This window comes from Actinomadura fibrosa (assembly GCF_900659615.1).
GTDB lineage: Bacteria > Actinomycetota > Actinomycetes > Streptosporangiales > Streptosporangiaceae > Spirillospora > Spirillospora fibrosa.
In genome coordinates this window covers 1-16,241 of record NZ_CAACUY010000036.1, presented here as the reverse complement: position 1 = coordinate 16,241, position 16,241 = coordinate 1, and the positions used below count along the sequence as shown (strand labels likewise).

14 protein-coding genes and 1 pseudogene are annotated in these 16,241 nt (G+C 72.3%); 11 read left to right on the top strand and 4 right to left on the bottom strand.

The window, feature by feature from the left end:
- Positions 1 to 222 precede the first annotated feature (222 nt).
- Both E1300_RS15425 and E1300_RS51565 read left to right on the top strand, forming a co-directional pair.
- Positions 223 to 786: a DUF1349 domain-containing protein gene (locus E1300_RS15425; protein ID WP_131757686.1), complete on the top strand. Its 564-nt coding sequence runs from the start codon at positions 223 to 225 to the stop codon at positions 784 to 786.
- Positions 787 to 849: 63 nt separating this feature from the next.
- Positions 850 to 1,506: a signal protein gene (locus E1300_RS51565; protein ID WP_207399757.1), complete on the top strand. Its 657-nt coding sequence runs from the start codon at positions 850 to 852 to the stop codon at positions 1,504 to 1,506.
- Positions 1,507 to 1,614: 108 nt separating this feature from the next.
- Here the strand turns inward: E1300_RS51565 and secD are convergent, their stop codons facing one another.
- Both secD and E1300_RS15410 read right to left on the bottom strand, forming a co-directional pair.
- The gene (gene secD, locus E1300_RS15415; protein ID WP_131757685.1) at positions 1,615 to 3,879 is read right to left on the bottom strand and encodes a protein translocase subunit SecD; all 2,265 of its coding nucleotides are present in this window, start codon (positions 3,877 to 3,879) and stop codon (positions 1,615 to 1,617) included.
- 507 nt (positions 3,880 to 4,386) lie between these two features.
- Positions 4,387 to 4,752: an ATP-binding protein gene (locus E1300_RS15410; RefSeq protein WP_165502851.1), complete on the bottom strand. Its 366-nt coding sequence runs from the start codon at positions 4,750 to 4,752 to the stop codon at positions 4,387 to 4,389.
- Between the two features lie 147 nt (positions 4,753 to 4,899).
- Here E1300_RS15410 and E1300_RS15405 point away from each other — a divergent pair, with 147 nt between their 5' ends.
- The 6 genes from E1300_RS15405 to E1300_RS15380 all read left to right on the top strand — a co-directional run bounded on the left by E1300_RS15405 (position 4,900) and on the right by E1300_RS15380 (position 10,559).
- Positions 4,900 to 5,712: a helix-turn-helix domain-containing protein gene (locus tag E1300_RS15405; protein ID WP_131757683.1), complete on the top strand. Its 813-nt coding sequence runs from the start codon at positions 4,900 to 4,902 to the stop codon at positions 5,710 to 5,712.
- A complete protein-coding gene (locus tag E1300_RS15400; protein WP_131757682.1) occupies positions 5,709 to 5,897 on the top strand; it encodes a DUF397 domain-containing protein in 189 nt (62 codons plus the stop codon). The genes E1300_RS15405 and E1300_RS15400 overlap by 4 nt, the downstream gene beginning before the upstream one ends.
- Before the next feature lie 91 nt (positions 5,898 to 5,988).
- The gene (locus E1300_RS15395; RefSeq protein WP_131757681.1) at positions 5,989 to 6,177 is read left to right on the top strand and encodes a DUF397 domain-containing protein; all 189 of its coding nucleotides are present in this window, start codon (positions 5,989 to 5,991) and stop codon (positions 6,175 to 6,177) included.
- An 87-nt stretch (positions 6,178 to 6,264) separates the two neighbouring features.
- Positions 6,265 to 6,453, top strand: coding sequence for a DUF397 domain-containing protein (locus tag E1300_RS15390; RefSeq protein ID WP_131757680.1), 189 nt, complete (start codon positions 6,265 to 6,267; stop codon positions 6,451 to 6,453).
- Between the two features lie 195 nt (positions 6,454 to 6,648).
- Positions 6,649 to 9,858, top strand: a complete 3,210-nt coding sequence (locus E1300_RS15385; protein WP_131757679.1) for an ATP-binding protein — start codon at positions 6,649 to 6,651, stop codon at positions 9,856 to 9,858.
- A 149-nt stretch (positions 9,859 to 10,007) separates the two neighbouring features.
- A complete protein-coding gene (locus E1300_RS15380) occupies positions 10,008 to 10,559 on the top strand; it encodes a hypothetical protein (RefSeq protein WP_131757678.1) in 552 nt (183 codons plus the stop codon).
- 91 nt (positions 10,560 to 10,650) lie between these two features.
- On the opposite strand, the gene E1300_RS15375 is transcribed toward E1300_RS15380, so the two are convergent.
- Complete coding sequence (locus tag E1300_RS15375; protein WP_131757677.1) at positions 10,651 to 11,781, bottom strand: ROK family transcriptional regulator; 1,131 nt, start codon at positions 11,779 to 11,781, stop codon at positions 10,651 to 10,653.
- A 184-nt stretch (positions 11,782 to 11,965) separates the two neighbouring features.
- Here E1300_RS15375 and edd point away from each other — a divergent pair, with 184 nt between their 5' ends.
- Genes edd through eda form a run of 3 tightly spaced genes read left to right on the top strand, consistent with a single transcriptional unit; the run spans position 11,966 to position 15,416 of the window.
- Positions 11,966 to 13,783: a phosphogluconate dehydratase gene (edd, locus tag E1300_RS15370; RefSeq protein ID WP_131757676.1), complete on the top strand. Its 1,818-nt coding sequence runs from the start codon at positions 11,966 to 11,968 to the stop codon at positions 13,781 to 13,783.
- Positions 13,780 to 14,775 carry a glucokinase gene (glk, locus tag E1300_RS15365; protein ID WP_131757675.1) on the top strand — a complete coding sequence of 332 codons (996 nt, stop codon included), beginning with the start codon at positions 13,780 to 13,782 and terminating at the stop codon, positions 14,773 to 14,775. Before edd ends, glk begins: the two co-directional genes overlap by 4 nt.
- Positions 14,772 to 15,416, top strand: a complete 645-nt coding sequence (gene eda, locus E1300_RS15360) for a bifunctional 4-hydroxy-2-oxoglutarate aldolase/2-dehydro-3-deoxy-phosphogluconate aldolase (protein ID WP_131757674.1) — start codon at positions 14,772 to 14,774, stop codon at positions 15,414 to 15,416. Before glk ends, eda begins: the two co-directional genes overlap by 4 nt.
- A gap of 19 nt (positions 15,417 to 15,435) precedes the next feature.
- Here eda and E1300_RS15355 read toward each other — a convergent pair.
- Positions 15,436 to 16,241, bottom strand: a pseudogene (locus tag E1300_RS15355) (hypothetical protein); the annotation flags it as partial.

The following is a 16,241-nucleotide window of genomic DNA, read 5'->3' as shown; positions in this document are numbered from 1 at the left end:
CCACCTCCGTCACCAGGGGCCGCGCCGACCGCAGCGCCCAGCCCCCGCGAACGCCGATCACTTGGTTCGCCATTCCGTCCTCCGTGCCGGGCCGTCTCCGTCAACGCACAACTCTGGCCGCCGGAAGGCCCGCTCGACACTGGGCCCAGCCACCCGAGCACCGGGGGAGAAATCCCGCCACAGCGGTGGAGGAAACCCCACCTCTGCCGTAGATTCCGCGAGATGTTCACCGGAGAATGGCTGAACCCGCCGCCCGCCGTCGCCGAGGACGGCCCGCACCTCCTCGTCACCGCCGAGCGCGGCAGCGACTTCTGGCGGACGACGTCCTACGGCTACGACCGCGACGGCGGCCACGCCCTCCTCGCGCCCTTCGCCGCCGAAGCGGCCGTCGAGGTGTCGTTCGTCGCCGCCTACGACACCCAGTTCGACCAGGCGGGCGTGCTCGTCCGCCTCGACGCGGCCACCTGGATCAAGGCCGGCGTCGAGTACTGCGACGGAGCGCTTCAGCTCGGGGCCGTCGTCACGCACGGCGCCTCCGACTGGTCGTCCGCCCCCGTGGACTGGGCGGGCCGCGAGGTCACCGTCCGCGCCAGCCGCAGCGGCGACGCGGTCACCGTCCGCGCCCGCGCCGGCGACGACCCCTGGCACATGATCCGCCTGGCCCCCTTCCCCGCCGGCGTCCCCGCCCAGGCGGGCCCCTACTGCTGCGCCCCCGAGAACGACGCCCTCACCGTCCGCTTCACAAGAACGCTAGTAGGCCCCCCCGACAAAACCCTCCACCCCTGAACACGCGCGACGGTCGTCCGCGATCCCCGGCCGCTGAGTCGGAGATGTCGCTAATGTGTGCCGATGCTCCGTGGGCGACTGGTCATCTCACTCCTGCTGCTCGGGCTCGCCGCAGGCTGCACGGGCGGCGAGTCGGGCGACACCCCGCGATCACCGCGTGCCGCCCAGGCGGAAGCGACGAAGGCCGTGTCCTCTCCCCCCGGACGGTCGGCGTCCGCGGGGAAGCTCGACCCCGGGAAGGTGCAGGGCGACTGGTGGAGCTGGGCCGCCGGCGCGCCGTCCGGCCGCAATCCTGTGGAGGACAGGTCCGGCGCCCACTGCGCCGTCGGCCAGGCCGGAGACCTCTGGTTCCTCGCGGGCACGTTCGGCGGTTCGGTGCGGCGCCGGTGCGCCGTTCCCGCGCGGCGCACGCTGGTGGCGCCCATCGTCAACCTGCACGGCTCCGCGAACGACTGCGCCGGCTTCATGGCGTCCGCGTCCGGCTCCGTGACGGTCGACGGCCGCAAGCTCCCCGTCCTGCGCTGGAACGCCACCCCGATCACCGTGACGGGCGTGGAGGGCAACCCCGTCACCGAGTCGGACGGACGGATCGACACCATGGGCTGCGGGCTCTGGGCCTCCTCGGCTCCGCTGGCCGCCGGTCGGCACGCGGTCGCCATCCGCGGGACCAGCGGCGACTTCCGCGTCTCCGTCGACTACGTCCTGACCGTCGCCGGATGACGTCGGCCCCGCCGGTGCGGAGTGGCCGGTGGGTGTGCGGGGGCCTCCCGGCGGGTTTGGGGGGCGTTCGGGGGTCGTTCGTTCTGCCCGCCGGGAGGCGCGTTCGCGTCAGATGACGGCGCCGGAGTTGCCTGGGTGGTGGTGGGGTTTGTGTTTCGTCTCGGGACGGGGTGCTGGGGCCTTGCTGCGGTGTTGGAAGACGACCGCGAGGGGCGTGGCGGTGAAGACGCTGGAGTAGGTTCCGACACCGATGCCGACGAGGAGCGCGATGGCGAAGTCCGTCAGGGAGTCGCCGCCCAGCAGGGCCAGCGCCGCCAGGATGAAGATCGCGCCCATGCCGGTGTTCAGCGTGCGCGGGACGGTCTGGAGGGCGCCCTGCCCGGCGATCCGCGCGAACGGGGCCCTGGGGGCGGCCCGCCAGAGCTCGCGGATCCGGTCGAATACGACGACCGAGTCGTTCACCGAGTAGCCGATGATCGTCAGCAGCGCGGCCAGGAAGACGCCGTCCACGGGCTTGCCGAGCCACGCGAACAGCCCGGTCACGATGGCGATGTCGTGGAACATGGCCAGTACGGCGCCCGCCCCGAACGTCCAGCGGAACCGGATCGCCAGGTAGCCGAGCTGCGCCGTCAGCGCCACGGCGAGGACGATCACGGCCTTGCGGCGCATCTCGCCGCCCAGCGTGGGGCCGATCAACTCGTCGCGCTGCTTGGTGACGGTGCCGCCCCGCTCGGCCAGCGCGTCCTGGACGCGCCGCTCCTCGGCGTTGGTGAGCGCCCGCGTGCGCACCGAGATGCCGTCCTTGCCGGACGTCTGCACCACCGCGCGCGGGAACCCGGCCGACGAGACGGCGGCGCGGGCGTCGTCGGCGTTCACCGGACGGCTCGTCGAGTACTGCACCAGGCGCCCGCCGGTGAACTCGACGCCGAGGTCCAGCCCGCGGACGAAGATCCCGGAGACGGCCACCGCCACGGCCAGTCCGGAGACGGCGAGGTACAGCCGCCGGTGCCGCATCAGGTCGGGATCGCGGCGTTCCAGCCAGGCGCGCAGGCGTCCGGCGGTGCCGAGGCCGGTCAGCCACGGCCGGCGCGCGACGGCGCGGCGGCCGACCGCCGCCTCGGTGAGGACGCGACTGATCAGCATGGCCGACACCAGCGAGGCCAGCACGCCGATGGACAGCGTGACGCCGAAGCCGCGCACCGGCCCGGACGCCAGAAAGAACAGCAGCCCGGCGGCGAGCAGCGTGGTGATGTTCGAGTCGGCCACCGCCGACCAGGCCCGGTCGAATCCGGTGGCCAGAGCCGACCGGACGCCGCGTCGCGGTGCCGCCCGGTACTCCTCGCGGGCCCGCTCGAACGCCAGCACGTTCGCGTCGATCGCCATGCCGATCGCCAGGACGAACCCGGCCAACCCGGGCAGGGTCAGCGTCGCGCCGACCGCGACGAGCGCGGCGTAGGAGATCAGCGCGTAGCACGCTAGCGCGGCCGCGGCCAGGAGACCGACCAGCCGGTAGACGGCGACGATGAACACCCCGGTCAGGACGACGCCGATGACCGCGGCCTGCCGGCTCGCCTTGATCGCTTCATCGCCCAGCGTGGGCCCGACCACCCGCTGCTCGATGATCTTCACGGGGACCGGCAGCGAACCGCCCTCGATGAGGGCGGCCAGGTCCTTGGCCTCCCCGGCGGTGAAGGTGCCCGTGATCCGCGTGGAGCCGCCGGTGATCCCCACGCCGCAGGGCGTGTCCTCAGCGACCTGTGGGGACGAGATCACCCGTCCGTCCAGGACGAACGCGATCCGGCGCTCGTCCCCGGCGGCGCAGGCGGCCTGGGCGGTGACCCGCTGCCAGGCGCGGTCGCCGGAGCCGCGGAAGTCGACGTTGACGTACCAGCCGCCGTTCTGCGGGTCGAGCCCCGCGTCGGCGCCGGAGACGCCCTCGCCGGTCAGCGCGGCCGGACCGATGATGATGCGCCCGCCCCGCTCGTCGGGCACGACCCGTTCGCCCTGTTTCGCGCTGCCGTCATCGGTCCGGACGGGATGCGCGGTGAGCTGCGCCGTCCGTCCGAGGACGGCCGCGGCCTGGCTCGGGTCCTGCACATCGGGCAGTTCAACGATGATGCGCCGCTCCCCGGACCGGGTGAGCGACGCCTCCGCCACGCCCAAGGCGTTGACGCGGCGTTCGAGCACCTTCCGGGCACGGTCGGTGGACTTGGCGTCCACCTTGGCCTGCGGCGAGTCCTGTGCTTCGAGCACGATCTGGGTCCCGCCTCGAAGGTCGAGGCCCAGCCGTGCGGGTTGGGTCAGGGCAAGGAAAAGCGACGCGGCGAGCACTGCCAATGCCAGCAGTGCCCGCGCCGCGTTGGCGCGGGACAAAGGTCTACCTCCACGAATCCGGTCAGGTCAGTTCGGAATTCGTGGAAGACGGAGGGGAACGACCGCGCGCAGCTGGACCCCGAAGGGTGGACGGACGTCCTGCACGGGCCGCAGCGCGCCCGATGAAGTGCGCCGCGACGTCCAAGCGCATCTCGGACGGAAGGACAGCAATCGCCGCGAAGCCGGTGACCCCGGCGTCCCGAACGGCCACCGCGACGGCGCGCGATGAACGGACCGCCGCGACCGGGCTCGCCGCGGCCCGCTGCTCCCCGCTGGCGGATGCCGTGGCGGGAGTGCGGACGGTGAGTTGGGCGGCGGCGGTGGGCGAGGCGGCGACGAACCCCAGCAGACCGGCGATGACGACCAACAGCCGGAGGCCGACAGCGGTGACGGGAGGCCGTGGATCGCGCACGCGTCTCCTCCCGCTCACAGCGACAGAAGCCGCTATCCGTCATCAACCGGTCCTGGCAGTGTCTCAGACCCGCCTCGCGCGGACACCCGCTCGACTCAGGCGGGCATGAGGGCCCAGACGACCTTGCCGATCCCGGTACCGGACGGGCGGACGCCGATGTCCTTCGCGTAGGCGGCGACGAGCGCGAGCCCGCGCCCGCTGACGTCGTCCAGCTCCGCGTCCCGCGGCACCGGCACCCCCGGCGCCGGATCCCAGCACTCCAGCAGTGGGGCACCGCCCAGCACGGCGATCCGAATCCGGATATGCCGCCCGGGCGCCGCCTTGATGGCATTCGTCGCGATCTCACTCATGACGAGAATCGATTCGTCGACCAGTGTCCGTCCATAACACCAGTTGGTGAGCGTGTATCGCACCAGCTCCCGCGCCAGCGCCACCGATGAGTCCACCGCGAGCAGAGTCATCCGTATTTCGCCCGAATTGCAGTTAATCTCTCGTGTCCCGTGATCGCCCATCTCCGCCGCCCTGTCATCCGATAACTGCCGTACAGGATCGGCTTCCGCGTTCTACTCTGCGATGAATTGCAAACCACGCGATACAACGGAGCCGTCATGAGCGTGCGCGAGACCATCGACCCGAACTCGTCGCTGTGGGCCTGGCTGGCCTTCGACCTGTGGTTTCACCGCACCCAGCGAGGCCTCTCGCTGGCCCAGACGGCGTTGATCGTCAAGGTCACGCGCGGCACCGTATCGAATTGGGAGGCCGGACGGTTCCGTCCCAACGACGATCACATGGTCCTTCTCGACGAGGCATGGAACACGGGCGGGCACTTCCAGCGCCTGCTCTACTACGCCCGCACCGGCCACGACCCCGACTGGTTCAAGCAGTACATCCAATATGAGAGGGCTGCCGGGATCATCCGGATGTACCACGGGAAGACGGTCCCTTCGCTTGCCCAGACCGCAGCGTACGCGCAAGCGCTGCTGCGAGTGGCAGGCCGATTGACCGAGGTCGAAAGCGAGAGCCAGGCGCGGATGAAACGGCAGGAGATCCTTGATCGTCCAGAGCCGCCCTATCTCTGGATTCTGCTGGACCAGGAGGTCATCGAAAGCCCGCCCGGTGACCGCGGGGTCATGCGCGATCAGCTCGCGCATCTTCTCAAACTGGTCGAGAGTCCGCGCAACATGGTTCGCATCGTCTCTAGATCGGTTGGATGGCATCCGGGGCACGACGGCTCGTTCCAGCTCCTTAAGATCAACTTTCGGGAGCTGGCCTATGCCGGAGCCCAGATCGGCGGACGCCTCATCGAGGCCGGTGACGAGGCTGCGACCCTTGCGATACGGTTCGAGCAGATCGGGGCGCTCGCCCTTTCCCGGGACGCCTCGTTGGAACTGATCGATCGGACGATGAGGACGTACGAGTGATCACGTGGCGGAAGAGCACGTATAGCGGTGGTGGGAACGATGATGCGTGCGTTGAGGTGGCTTGGCTGGGGGATCGGGTCGGGGTGAGGGACTCGAAGGATCCTGCTGGGGCTCGGCTCGGATTCGCGCCGCGAGAGTTCGGCGATCTGGTGGCGCGGATTCGGAATGGGGAGCTCGGTCGCTGATCGCCTCCACCGCCTGGCCAATGATGCTCAGAGTGGCAGTTGCCAGGCCAGGCTGCCTTGAGGTCCTGGACGGCCATACAGGAGAGGTGTTGTGACCGAGTGGCGGAAGAGTTCCTATACGGGTAGCGGCAATGACGACGTGTGCGTCGAGATTGCCCGGCTAGGTGAGTCGGTCGGGGTACGGGACTCGAAGGATCCGCGCGGACCTCGACTTGGGCTCGCGCCCCGTGCTTTCCTTGGGCTGGTGACGCGCATCCGCCGAGGCGACTTCGATCGTTGAGGACGGCCGCTGGCTCACTGGCAGCCCTGGAGCAGAGCGGCCGGACGCTGTCGCGCGTTCTTGAACGGGAAGGTCCAGGCAGGTGTCGTGACCGAGTGGCGGAAGAGTTCCCATAGCGGCGGTGTCAACGACAATGCGTGCGTTGAGGTCGCGCGGGTGGGTGAAGTGGTCCGGGTGAGGGACTCTAAAGATCCTTCAGGGGCTCGACTCGGGTTCGCGCCCCAAGGGTTCGGTGGGTTGGTGGGGCGGATTCGGCGTGGGGAGTTTGATCGCTGAGCTGTTTTCCGGCTGGCCGATAGTGGCCCAGTGCCGCGCACCGGTAGTCGCCTGATTCGTCGATGCCCTGGACGTGGCGGAAGGCGCGCTCGGACGTGGAGTCGGCAGCACGATGGGCGGCTTTTCGCAATGGCGGAATACGTACATTGGTGCCGATGGATCACACATGCTGGTTTCGTGTGTCCGATGCTGCGGATGGCGCCCTCCGAGGGCGAGGAGTTGTCCGACGTCACCCGGCGGCTCGCCGATGCCGTCTGCGCGGCCGAGTGGGAGGCTCTGGGGCGTCTCATCGGTGGGCCGGGCAGGCCGGACGGGGTGGAGATCGTCCTGCATGCGGGTGCCGACCCCCGGTCGTGCTCGTGGGGTGAGGACGTGCTGGCGGACTGGCGTGAGCGGCGGCCGGTCTGGTTCGCCGTCGTCGGCGGGCCGGGCAGTGGGAAGACCGCCCGGATCATCGACCTCGTCCTGCGCATACTCGCCGAACGCGGATCCGGAGACCCCGTCCCGGTGCGCCTCGACCCCGACCGGCGTCCGGCCGGTGCCGACCTCGGCGGCTGGATCATCGCCGTGCTGGAGGGACACGGCCTGAGCGCGGCCGACGCCCGGCTCCTCGACCGGGAGCAGATGGTCCTGCCGGTGCTCGACGACCTTGGCGAGGACGACGTCGAGCGGGTCGTGAAACACCTTCGTCGGCGTCCGCGGACCCGGGTGATCGTCGGCCAGCGTGCCCGCACGCCCGAGGAGCCGCCGGCGCCCTGCACGGTCGCGGAGATCGTCCCGATGCGGCCGGGTCGGCAGCGCGTCGAGGTGGCGCGGACGGCCGCCGAGCCGGAGCGTTGGCGGCCCGTCCTCGATGAGATCGCGGCACGCCCCGGTACGTTGCTCGGCCGCGAGCTGTCGCGGCCCTGGCGGTTCTCGCAGGCCGTCGCCGCCTTGGAGGAGCGGGACGCCGACGGCCGGTACCTGCGCGAGCCGGGCGATCTTCTTCGGGGCCTGTCCGTCGCCGAGCTCCTCGCGGACGCTCCCGGCGCCGACCGCACGTCCCTGTGCGGTGACGAGGAGCGCATACTCGTCGAGCACGCCCGCGCATGCTTGGACGACCAGCGCGTCAGGGGCTATGTCCAGGACGGTCACGTTGAGGCCGACGCCGTGCTCGTCCGGCTTGACCTCGCTTATGTGAGTGAGGAAGCCCGCAAGCTCGCGACGCACGAGCGCGCCGCGGAGACAAGGCGCAGCCTGAACCAGCTGGAGGAGAAGTTCACCCGGTTGCGCCGGCAGGCCGCCGACCGTCCAGGTGGGCGGTGGCAGCTCGTCATCACGGTGAGTCGGAGCCTGCTGTTCCTCGTGGCGTTGCGTGCGGGGCCCGCCGCTTTCGCCGTATCGAGTTTCTTCAGTGCCAGTTCCCTGTTGTTCCTTCTCGGCGGGGCGCTCGTCGGGATGGGCGTCGCGGCCTTCCAGTTTCGGCGCCCGCTGCACGGGGCGTTCTTGCTCTTCGCCGGGGCTGCTCTCTCCGGAGTCTGCCTGGTACTTCCCTTGGGACAGCCGAAGGCCTTCCTGCCCGGCCTCCTCAGCTATTTCGTGGTCCTCTATCTTGCGAGAAAGGCGGACCCGAAGCATTGGGGATCTGGGTACCCGGCCATTCTCATCCTCGGGGACGGGCCCTACCGCAAGGCCGCCGCGGAAGCCGAGAAGGCATGGCTGGAGGAGGCTCGGGACGCGGTGCTCGTCCCCGAGTTGACGCGGATCGTCAACGGGCTGCTCGGCGCGGACTTCTACCGCTACCTGTACGAGTACGAGACCGGTGGGCTCAAGCGCGTCCACGACCTCGGGCTGTTCGTACCGACCAGGTCCAGGGCCCGGGTGGAGGCCACGCTGGACCGTTCGGACTCGGCGAGCATCGCGATCGCCGGGCCCAGAGGGGCCGGGAAATCGACGCTCCTGCGCTCACTCGTCCAGGAACCCGACCAGTTCGCGCTCAAGGTGTCGGCGCCTGCGGAATACGTGCCCAAGGACTTCCTTGTGGAACTCTTCCAGCGGCTCTGCGAGAAGTATGTCGAGTGCCATGAACGGCGTTCGAGGGGCGACCGGGAGCGAATTCCGCGGTTGGCGCGGGCCGCGCTCAGCCTGGTAGGGCAAGCGCTCTTCTGGCTGTCCCTGTTCGCACTGATCGCGTGGCGTCTGGGTTGGGAGAGGTCTCTCAATACGGCATACCACTGGACGGGAGCGCACCTGGAGCGAGTCCTCTCCCAGCTACAGCGATCTCTCCAAGGCTGGAAGGGGCTGGCGCTTCTCGGCTCCGTGCTCCTCGTCCTCGTCGCCGTGGCCGTCGTCGTGTACGCGAGGCGCCGGCGTCCGGAGCAGGCGCGGCTGGTACGGCGGGCGCGGAGCCACGTGGCGAGGCTGCGCAAGGAGCACACCACCACCTGGACGCTCACCGCGAACGTGCCGGGCGGCCGGGGCGGGTTCGCGCGCGGCGGGACGGCCAAGGAACTGCCGTGGAACCTGCCCGAGCTGGTCGGGGAGTTCCAACGGTTCCTGGCGGACGTCGCGGAGGCCGAGGCGGCACGCGGGCGGCGGGTGCTGATCGCGATTGACGAGGTGGACCGCATCGGGTCCGTCGCGCAGGCCGAGCGGTTCGTCAGCGAGATCAAGGCGGTGTTCGGGATCCCGCACTGCTTCTACCTGGTCTCGGTGGCCGAGGAGGTCGGGTCGGTGTTCGCGCGGCGGGCGCTGGCCGGGCGGTCGGTGTTCGAGAACGCCTTCGACGAGGTCGTGATGGTCGAGGCGCTGTCGTGGGCGGAGGCGCAGGAACTGCTGCAGAAGCGCGTCCTGGGAATGACCGACCCGTTCGTGTACCTGGTGCACGCGCTGTCCGGAGGGCTGCCGCGGGAGCTGATCCGGGTGACGCGCCGCCTCATCGAGGTCAACGACGAGACCGAACCCCGGGCGCCGCTGTCCGCGCTGGCGTGCAGGCTCGTCCGGGAGGAGGTGTACGACGCGCTTGCCGGTACTCGAAGCCATCTGGCTCACCTGGCGCCAGGCCCCGATTGGGCCCCGGTCTTCGACGAGCTGCGCACCCGGATGGCCGCCATCGAGAACGACGCGCCTCTTCAGCCCGTCCTGGCCGCCCTCGCCACGTTCGACGACCGGCTGCCCCCGTCGGACGCCGCGCAGGGGACGTCCGAGGCGCGGGCGGCCGTGGTCGCGCTGGCGGCGCTCGCCGACCACGGACGGACGGTGGCCGCGGCGTTCGACGAAGCCCGCTTCGACATCGACGCCGTCCGGGCCGCCGCTCCCGGTTCCGACGCCTCGTACACCGAACTGTCGGCGGCGCGCCGGGAACTGAGCGTCTCCCCGCAGAGCGCCCGCGCGGCCCTCACCCGCTTCCGCCGCGCGAACCCCTGAGGTCCCCGGGGTGGTGGCTTGGGGTCCTTGGGCCCTAGTTGGTGCCGGAGCGCGATCCGTAGCTTTTTCTCGCATCGAGAACGAGATCGGAAGGGCCGGCGCGCAGAGGGTGCGGCGGGCTTCCCATCACGCTCCGGGAAGGAACCTCCATGCGTAAGATCGTGCCCCTGTCCGTGGCGGCCGCGCTAGGGATCGGCGGGCTGGCCGCCGCGCCGTTAGCGCTGGCGTCCTCGGACGGCTCGCAGGTCAGGACGGTCAGCGCGGCGGCGCCGCACTGCGATCCGGCGAACAAGGTGAAGGTCGTCTCCAAGACGACCAAGCAGAAGATCAGCGAGCGGGACGTCATCAGCAACCGCACGCGCGACACCATCACCCGCCAGGTCCACTTCGAGAAGACCGAGACGCTGAAGTGGCACGTCTCCGGCGGTGTCGAGCTCACGTTCAAGGCGCTGATCTTCTCGGAGGTCAAGGCGCACGTGAACGCCGGGATCGAGAGGGACTACACCGTCAAGAAGGGCTACGCGGACACCGTCAAGGTGCGCAAGGGCTACAAGATGACGGCGACGCGGGGCTGGCGGCAGCAGTTCGTGACGGGCATCGTGCAGCACACGTACAGCAACTGCAAGGTGGAGTCCCGGGGCGGCTTCAAGTTCGACGCCCCGTACACGGAGTACGTGACCTACAAGACCTCGAAGCTGTAAGTCCACCAGCGCGGAACGGCCGGTGACCGCGAAAGCGGGAACCGGCCGTTCCCTTTTCGCGGCGCGGTCTCCGCGGCGGAACCAAGGGGCGTCAGGGGTGGGCGTCGATCGTGGCGGGGGACAGGATGCGGTCGAGGACCATGGCGGCGCAGCCGGCGAGGCCGGCGGACTCGCCGAGGCGGCTCGGCTCGATGCGGAGGCTGCGGGTGGCGAGGACGGTGGAGCGCTGGTAGACGACCTCGCGGACGCCCGCGATGAGGGCCTCCTCGGCGCCGACGAGGTCGCCGCCGAGGACGACGACGGCGGGGTTGAGGAGGTTGACGGCGGTGGCGACGACCTCGCCGATGCGGCGGCCGGCGTCGCGGAGGAGGGTGATGGTGCCGGCGTCTCCGGAGCGGGCGAGGGCGGCGAGGCCGGGGAGGTCGTCGGCGGGGGAGCGGGCGAGGAGGGCCGTGCCGCCCGCGACGGCCTCGACGCAGTTGAGGTTGCCGCAGCGGCAGGGGGCGGCGGGGACGTCCGGCGGGACGGGGACGGGCACGTGGCCGATCTCGCCGGCGGCGCCGAGCGCGCCGCGCTGGATGCGGCCCCCGGCGATGAGGCCGGCGCCGATGCCGGTGGAGACCTTGACGAACAGCAGGTCGTCGACGCCGGGGTGGGCCTGGTGCTCGCCGAGGGCGGCGGCGTTGACCTCGTTGTCGAGGTACGCGGGGACGCCGAAGCGCTCGCGGATCGGGGGGCCGACGTCGACGGCGTCCCAGCGTCCGGCGACGTGCTCGATGGCGTCGGGGACGCCGAGGCCGACGCCGCGGACGGACGCGGGCGGGACGCCGGAGCCGTCGAGGAGCTCGGACCACTGGTCGAGGAGGCGGGGGAGGGTCTTGCCGGCGGACACGTCGGCGGGCGGCCCGTCGACGCGGGCGAGGACGGTGCCGGCGAGGTCGCACACGGCGAGCTGGCCGCGGGACTGGCCGAGGTTGGCGACGAGGACGGTGCCGCCGGCGGCGTTGAACGCGAGGCGGGCGGGGGGACGGCCTCCGGTGGACGGTCCGTCGGCGTGCTCGACGACGAGGCCCCGGCCGATGAGGTCGGCGACGCGGGAGGCGACGGCGGGACGGGACAGCCCGGTGATCCGGCCCAGTTCGGCGCGGGTCGCGACGCCGTCCTCCCGGATCAGGCGGAGCACGTCCCCGCTGGTGGAGGGACGGGTGACGGGGCGGGGCATCCGGCCAGTCAAGCACGGGTCTCTTCGGTACGTCTAGTTGGTGTAAGGGTAGGGGTTTTGTAAGCCGAAGTTCATAAGTGGGGTTGTCGGGGTGACCTATGTCTCGGTAGCTTCTCGGACAGCGGCATCGCATCACCACGCCGGTCGTCCTCCCCGCACGTCCCTCCTGGTCTGGAGCATTCGCATGGCTGTCCATCCCGTCCTCGAACGCGTCACCCGGCGTGTCGCCGAGCGGAGCGCCGAGCGCCGCGCCGCGTACCTGAACCGGATCCGGGACGCCCGGACCGAGGGCCCCGTCCGCGCCGGGATGGGGTGCGCGAACCTCGCCCACGGGTTCGCGGCCTGCGGTGCCCAGGACAAGCTGTGGCTGCGCGGGAACACCACGCCGAACATCGCGATCGTGTCCGCGTACAACGACATGCTGTCCGCGCACCAGCCGCTCAAGGACTACCCGGACGTGATCAAGGGGGCGGTCCGGGCGGCGGGCGGCACGGCGCAGTTCGCGGGCGGCGTGCCCGCGATGTGCGACGGGATCACGCAGGGCCGCGCGGGCATGGAGCTGTCGCTGTTCAGCCGGGACGTGGTGGCGATGGCGACGGCGGTGGCGCTGTCGCACGACATGTTCGACGGGGCGCTGCTGCTCGGCGTCTGCGACAAGATCGTTCCGGGGCTGGTGATCGGGGCGCTGTCGTTCGGGCACCTGCCGGTGATCCTCGTCCCGGCGGGGCCGATGGCGTCGGGGCTGCCGAACGCGAAGAAGGCGCAGGTCCGCAAGCGGTACGCGGCGGGCGAGATCGGGCGGGACGAGCTGCTCGCCGCGGAGGCCGCGTCCTACCACTCGGCCGGGACGTGCACCTTCTACGGGACGGCGAACTCCAACCAGCTCCTCATGGAGGTCATGGGCCTGCACCTGCCGGGCGCGAGCTTCGTCCCGCCGGGCACGCCGCTGCGGGACGCGCTGACCGAGGCGGCGGCGCGGCGCGTGCTGAAGCTGACCGATCTCGCGTCCGAGTACACGCCGGTCGGGGAGCTGCTGGACGAGCGCGCGTTCCTCAACGGGATCGTCGCGCTGCTCGCCACCGGCGGGTCCACCAACCACACGCTGCACCTGGTCGCGATGGCCGCGGCCGCGGGCATCGAGCTGACCTGGGACGACTTCGACGAGCTGTCGAAGGTGACGCCGCTGCTCACCCGGCTCTACCCGAACGGCACCGCGGACGTGAACCACTTCCACGCGGCGGGCGGCACGGCGTTCCTCATCGGTGAGCTGATCGACGCGGGCCTCCTGCACGAGGACGCCCGGACGGTCGGCGGCGAGACCCTCGCGGTGTACCGGCGCGTCCCGGAGCTCGCGGACGGGCGGGTCGTGTGGCGCGACGCCGCGTCCGAGTCGGGCGATCTGTCGGTGCTGCGGCCGGTGGCGGAGCCGTTCGACACCCACGGCGGCCTCCACACGGTCGGCGGGAACCTCGGCCGCGCGGTCGTGAAGGTGTCGGCGGTGAGGCCCGAGCACCGGGCGATCGAGGCGCCCGCCCGGGTGTTCGAGTCGCAGGAGCAGCTGCAGGCCGCGTTCGCCGCCGGTGAGCTGGACCGCGACGTCGTCGCCGTCGTCCGCTACCAGGGGCCGCGCGCGAACGGGATGCCGGAGCTGCACCGGCTGACCCCGCCGCTGGCCGTCCTCCAGGACCGCGGCCACCGCGTCGCGCTGGTCACCGACGGGCGGATGTCGGGCGCGTCCGGCGCGGTGCCCGCCGCCATCCACGTCTCGCCGGAGGCCGCCGCCGGGGGCCCGCTGGCCCGCGTCCGGGACGGCGACGTGATCCGGCTGGACGCCGACAAGAACCTCCTCGAAGTGCTCGTCCCGGACGAGGAGTTCGCCGCCCGCGAGCCCGCCGGGGCCGCGCCCGCCCCGCACGCGTGGACGGGCACGGGACGAGAGCTGTTCGAGACCTTCCGCGGCGCCGTTGGCCCGGCGGAGCGCGGCGCGGGCGTGTTCGCGTGAGCGGCCCGTGGCTGGTCGCCGACGTCGGCGGCACGAACGCCCGGTTCGCCCTGGTGGACGGCCCGGACGGCGTCCCGGGGAACGTGGAGTCGCTGCCCACGCGCGACCACGCCGGGCTCGCGGAGGCCGCCCTCGCCTACCTGGAGCGGCACGCGCCGGGGGTCCGCCCGTCCGCCGCGTGCCTCGCGGTGGCCGGGCCCGTCGCGAACGGCCGGTTCCGGCTGACCAACGCCGGATGGCCGTCCGAGACGCCCGAGGCGGTGCGCGAGCGGCTGGGAGTCCCGCATCTGGAGATCCTCAACGACTTCGAGGCGCTGGCGCTCGCGCTCCCGCGCCTCGGCCCGGACGACCTGATCGCCGTCGGCGGCCCGATCCCCGCTCCCGCCGGGGGCGCCGGGGCGCCGCCGGTCGCCGTGGTCGGCCCCGGGACCGGCCTCGGCGTCGCGGGCCTCGTCCCGACGCGGGACGGATGGGTGCCGCTGCCCGGCGAGGGCGGCCAGGTCGACATCCCCGTCGCGACCGACCGCGAGGTCGCGGTCATGCGCCTGCTGCGCGCCGAGCGCGGCGAGGCCAACGCCGAGCACGTGCTGTCCGGCGCCGGGCTCGTCCGCCTGCACCGGCTGCTCGCGGCGCTGGACGGCGTGGAGGCGGAGCCGCTCGACCCCGCCCGGATCTGCGTCCAGCGCGACGACCCGCACTGCGCGGAGGCGCTGCGCATGTTCTGCGCGCTGCTCGGCTCGCTCGCGGGCAACGTGGCGCTGACGCTCGGCGCGCGCGGCGGCGTCTATCTTGGCGGGGGAATCCTTCCGCGCATCGCCGACGTGCTGGGCGCGAGCGCGTTCCGCAGCCGGTTCGAGGCGAAACCGCCCGTCGAGGACTACCTGCGGGCGATCCCCACCGCGCTGATCGTCCATTCCGGCCCGGCGCTGGTCGGCGCCACCGTCCGGCTGGCGCAGAGCCTGTCCGCCCACGAGTTCCTGGAGCCCGCATGAACGCCGAGAAGACCGCCGAGCTGAGCGCCGACGGCGTCCTGGACCTCGCCCCCGTCATCCCCGTCGTGGTGCTGGACGACGCCGAGGCCGCCGTCCCGCTCGCCCGCGCCCTCGTCGACGGCGGCCTCCCGGCGATCGAGGTGACGCTCCGCACCCCGGCGGCGCTGGACGCGATCGTCCGGATCGCCGCCGAGGTCCCGGACGCCGTCGTCGGCGCCGGGACGGTCGTCCGGCCCGAGGACGCGGAGCGGTCCGCCGCCGCGGGCGCCCGCTTCCTCGTCAGCCCCGGCTGCACGTCCCGGCTCCAGGTGGCGATGGCCGCGACCGGGCTGCCGTTCCTGCCCGGCGTCGCCACGGCCTCCGAGGCGATCGCGCTGCTGGAGGACGGGATCACGGCCATGAAGTTCTTCCCCGCCGAGGCCGCGGGCGGCATCCCCTACCTGAAGTCGATCGGCGGGCCGCTCCCGCAGATCCGGTTCTGCCCGACCGGCGGGATCAGCCCCGGCAACGCCGCCGACTACCTCGCCCTGGGCAACGTCGGCTGCGTCGGCGGCTCCTGGCTCACCCCCGCCGACGCCGTCCGCGCCGGTGACTGGGAGCGCATCCGCAAGCTCGCCGCCGAAGCCGCCGCCCTGCGCTAGCCACCCCGCCGGTGGACGGTCAGTGCGTGGCGGCGGCCAGGGCCCGGGCGACGGCCTCGGTGAGCTGGGTCGCGTCCGCCACGCAGCGGTAGTCGGCACCGTCGCGGGGACCGGCGCCTTGGCGGGCGGTGGAGGTCAGGCACGCCGCGGTGTAGCCGGCGCGCAGCGGGACGGAGCCGGCGGAGCCGCCGAACGACCGCGGGACGCGGCGGAGCGCGAGGCCCTGCTCGACGGCGCAGCGGGCGATCAGCTCACCGAACGCGGGATCGTAGGCGCGGCCGCGCAGCCGCCCCTCCGCGCCGAGGAGCACCAGCTCGCCCGAGCCGACGCCGTCCAGGACGAGGAACCAGGTGGTGGTGCGGGCGAGGCTCGGGAAGTGGCTGAGCGCGAACCCGGCCGCGCCGTCCTGCCAGGCCGGGTCGCCGCCCGCGGACAGCAGCACGATCCGCAGCCCGTGCAGCGGCCGCCGATGGACGGACTCGGCCAGCGCCACCAGCACCGGCACGCCCGTCAGCCCGTCGTCGGACCCCGGGACGGGCCGCCGGACGAGCGCGGCGGCACCTGCCGCCACCGCGACGGCCGCGCTCAGCGCCGTGCCGGTGACGCGCACGGCGCGGCGTCCGGCGACCGCGCCGAACGCGACCAGGACCGGCCCGGCGACGGCCGTCCACCACACGGGCACGTGGCGGAACCGCTCCGGAACGGCGAGGGACCCGGGGCGCGGGACGGCGCCGCAGCGTGACGCCGTGGCGCGCCAGCCGCAGGTCCGCGGTGTCGTAGTAGCGGGCGAGCAGCGTGTGCCGCTCCGGTTCGCCCACGCCCGAC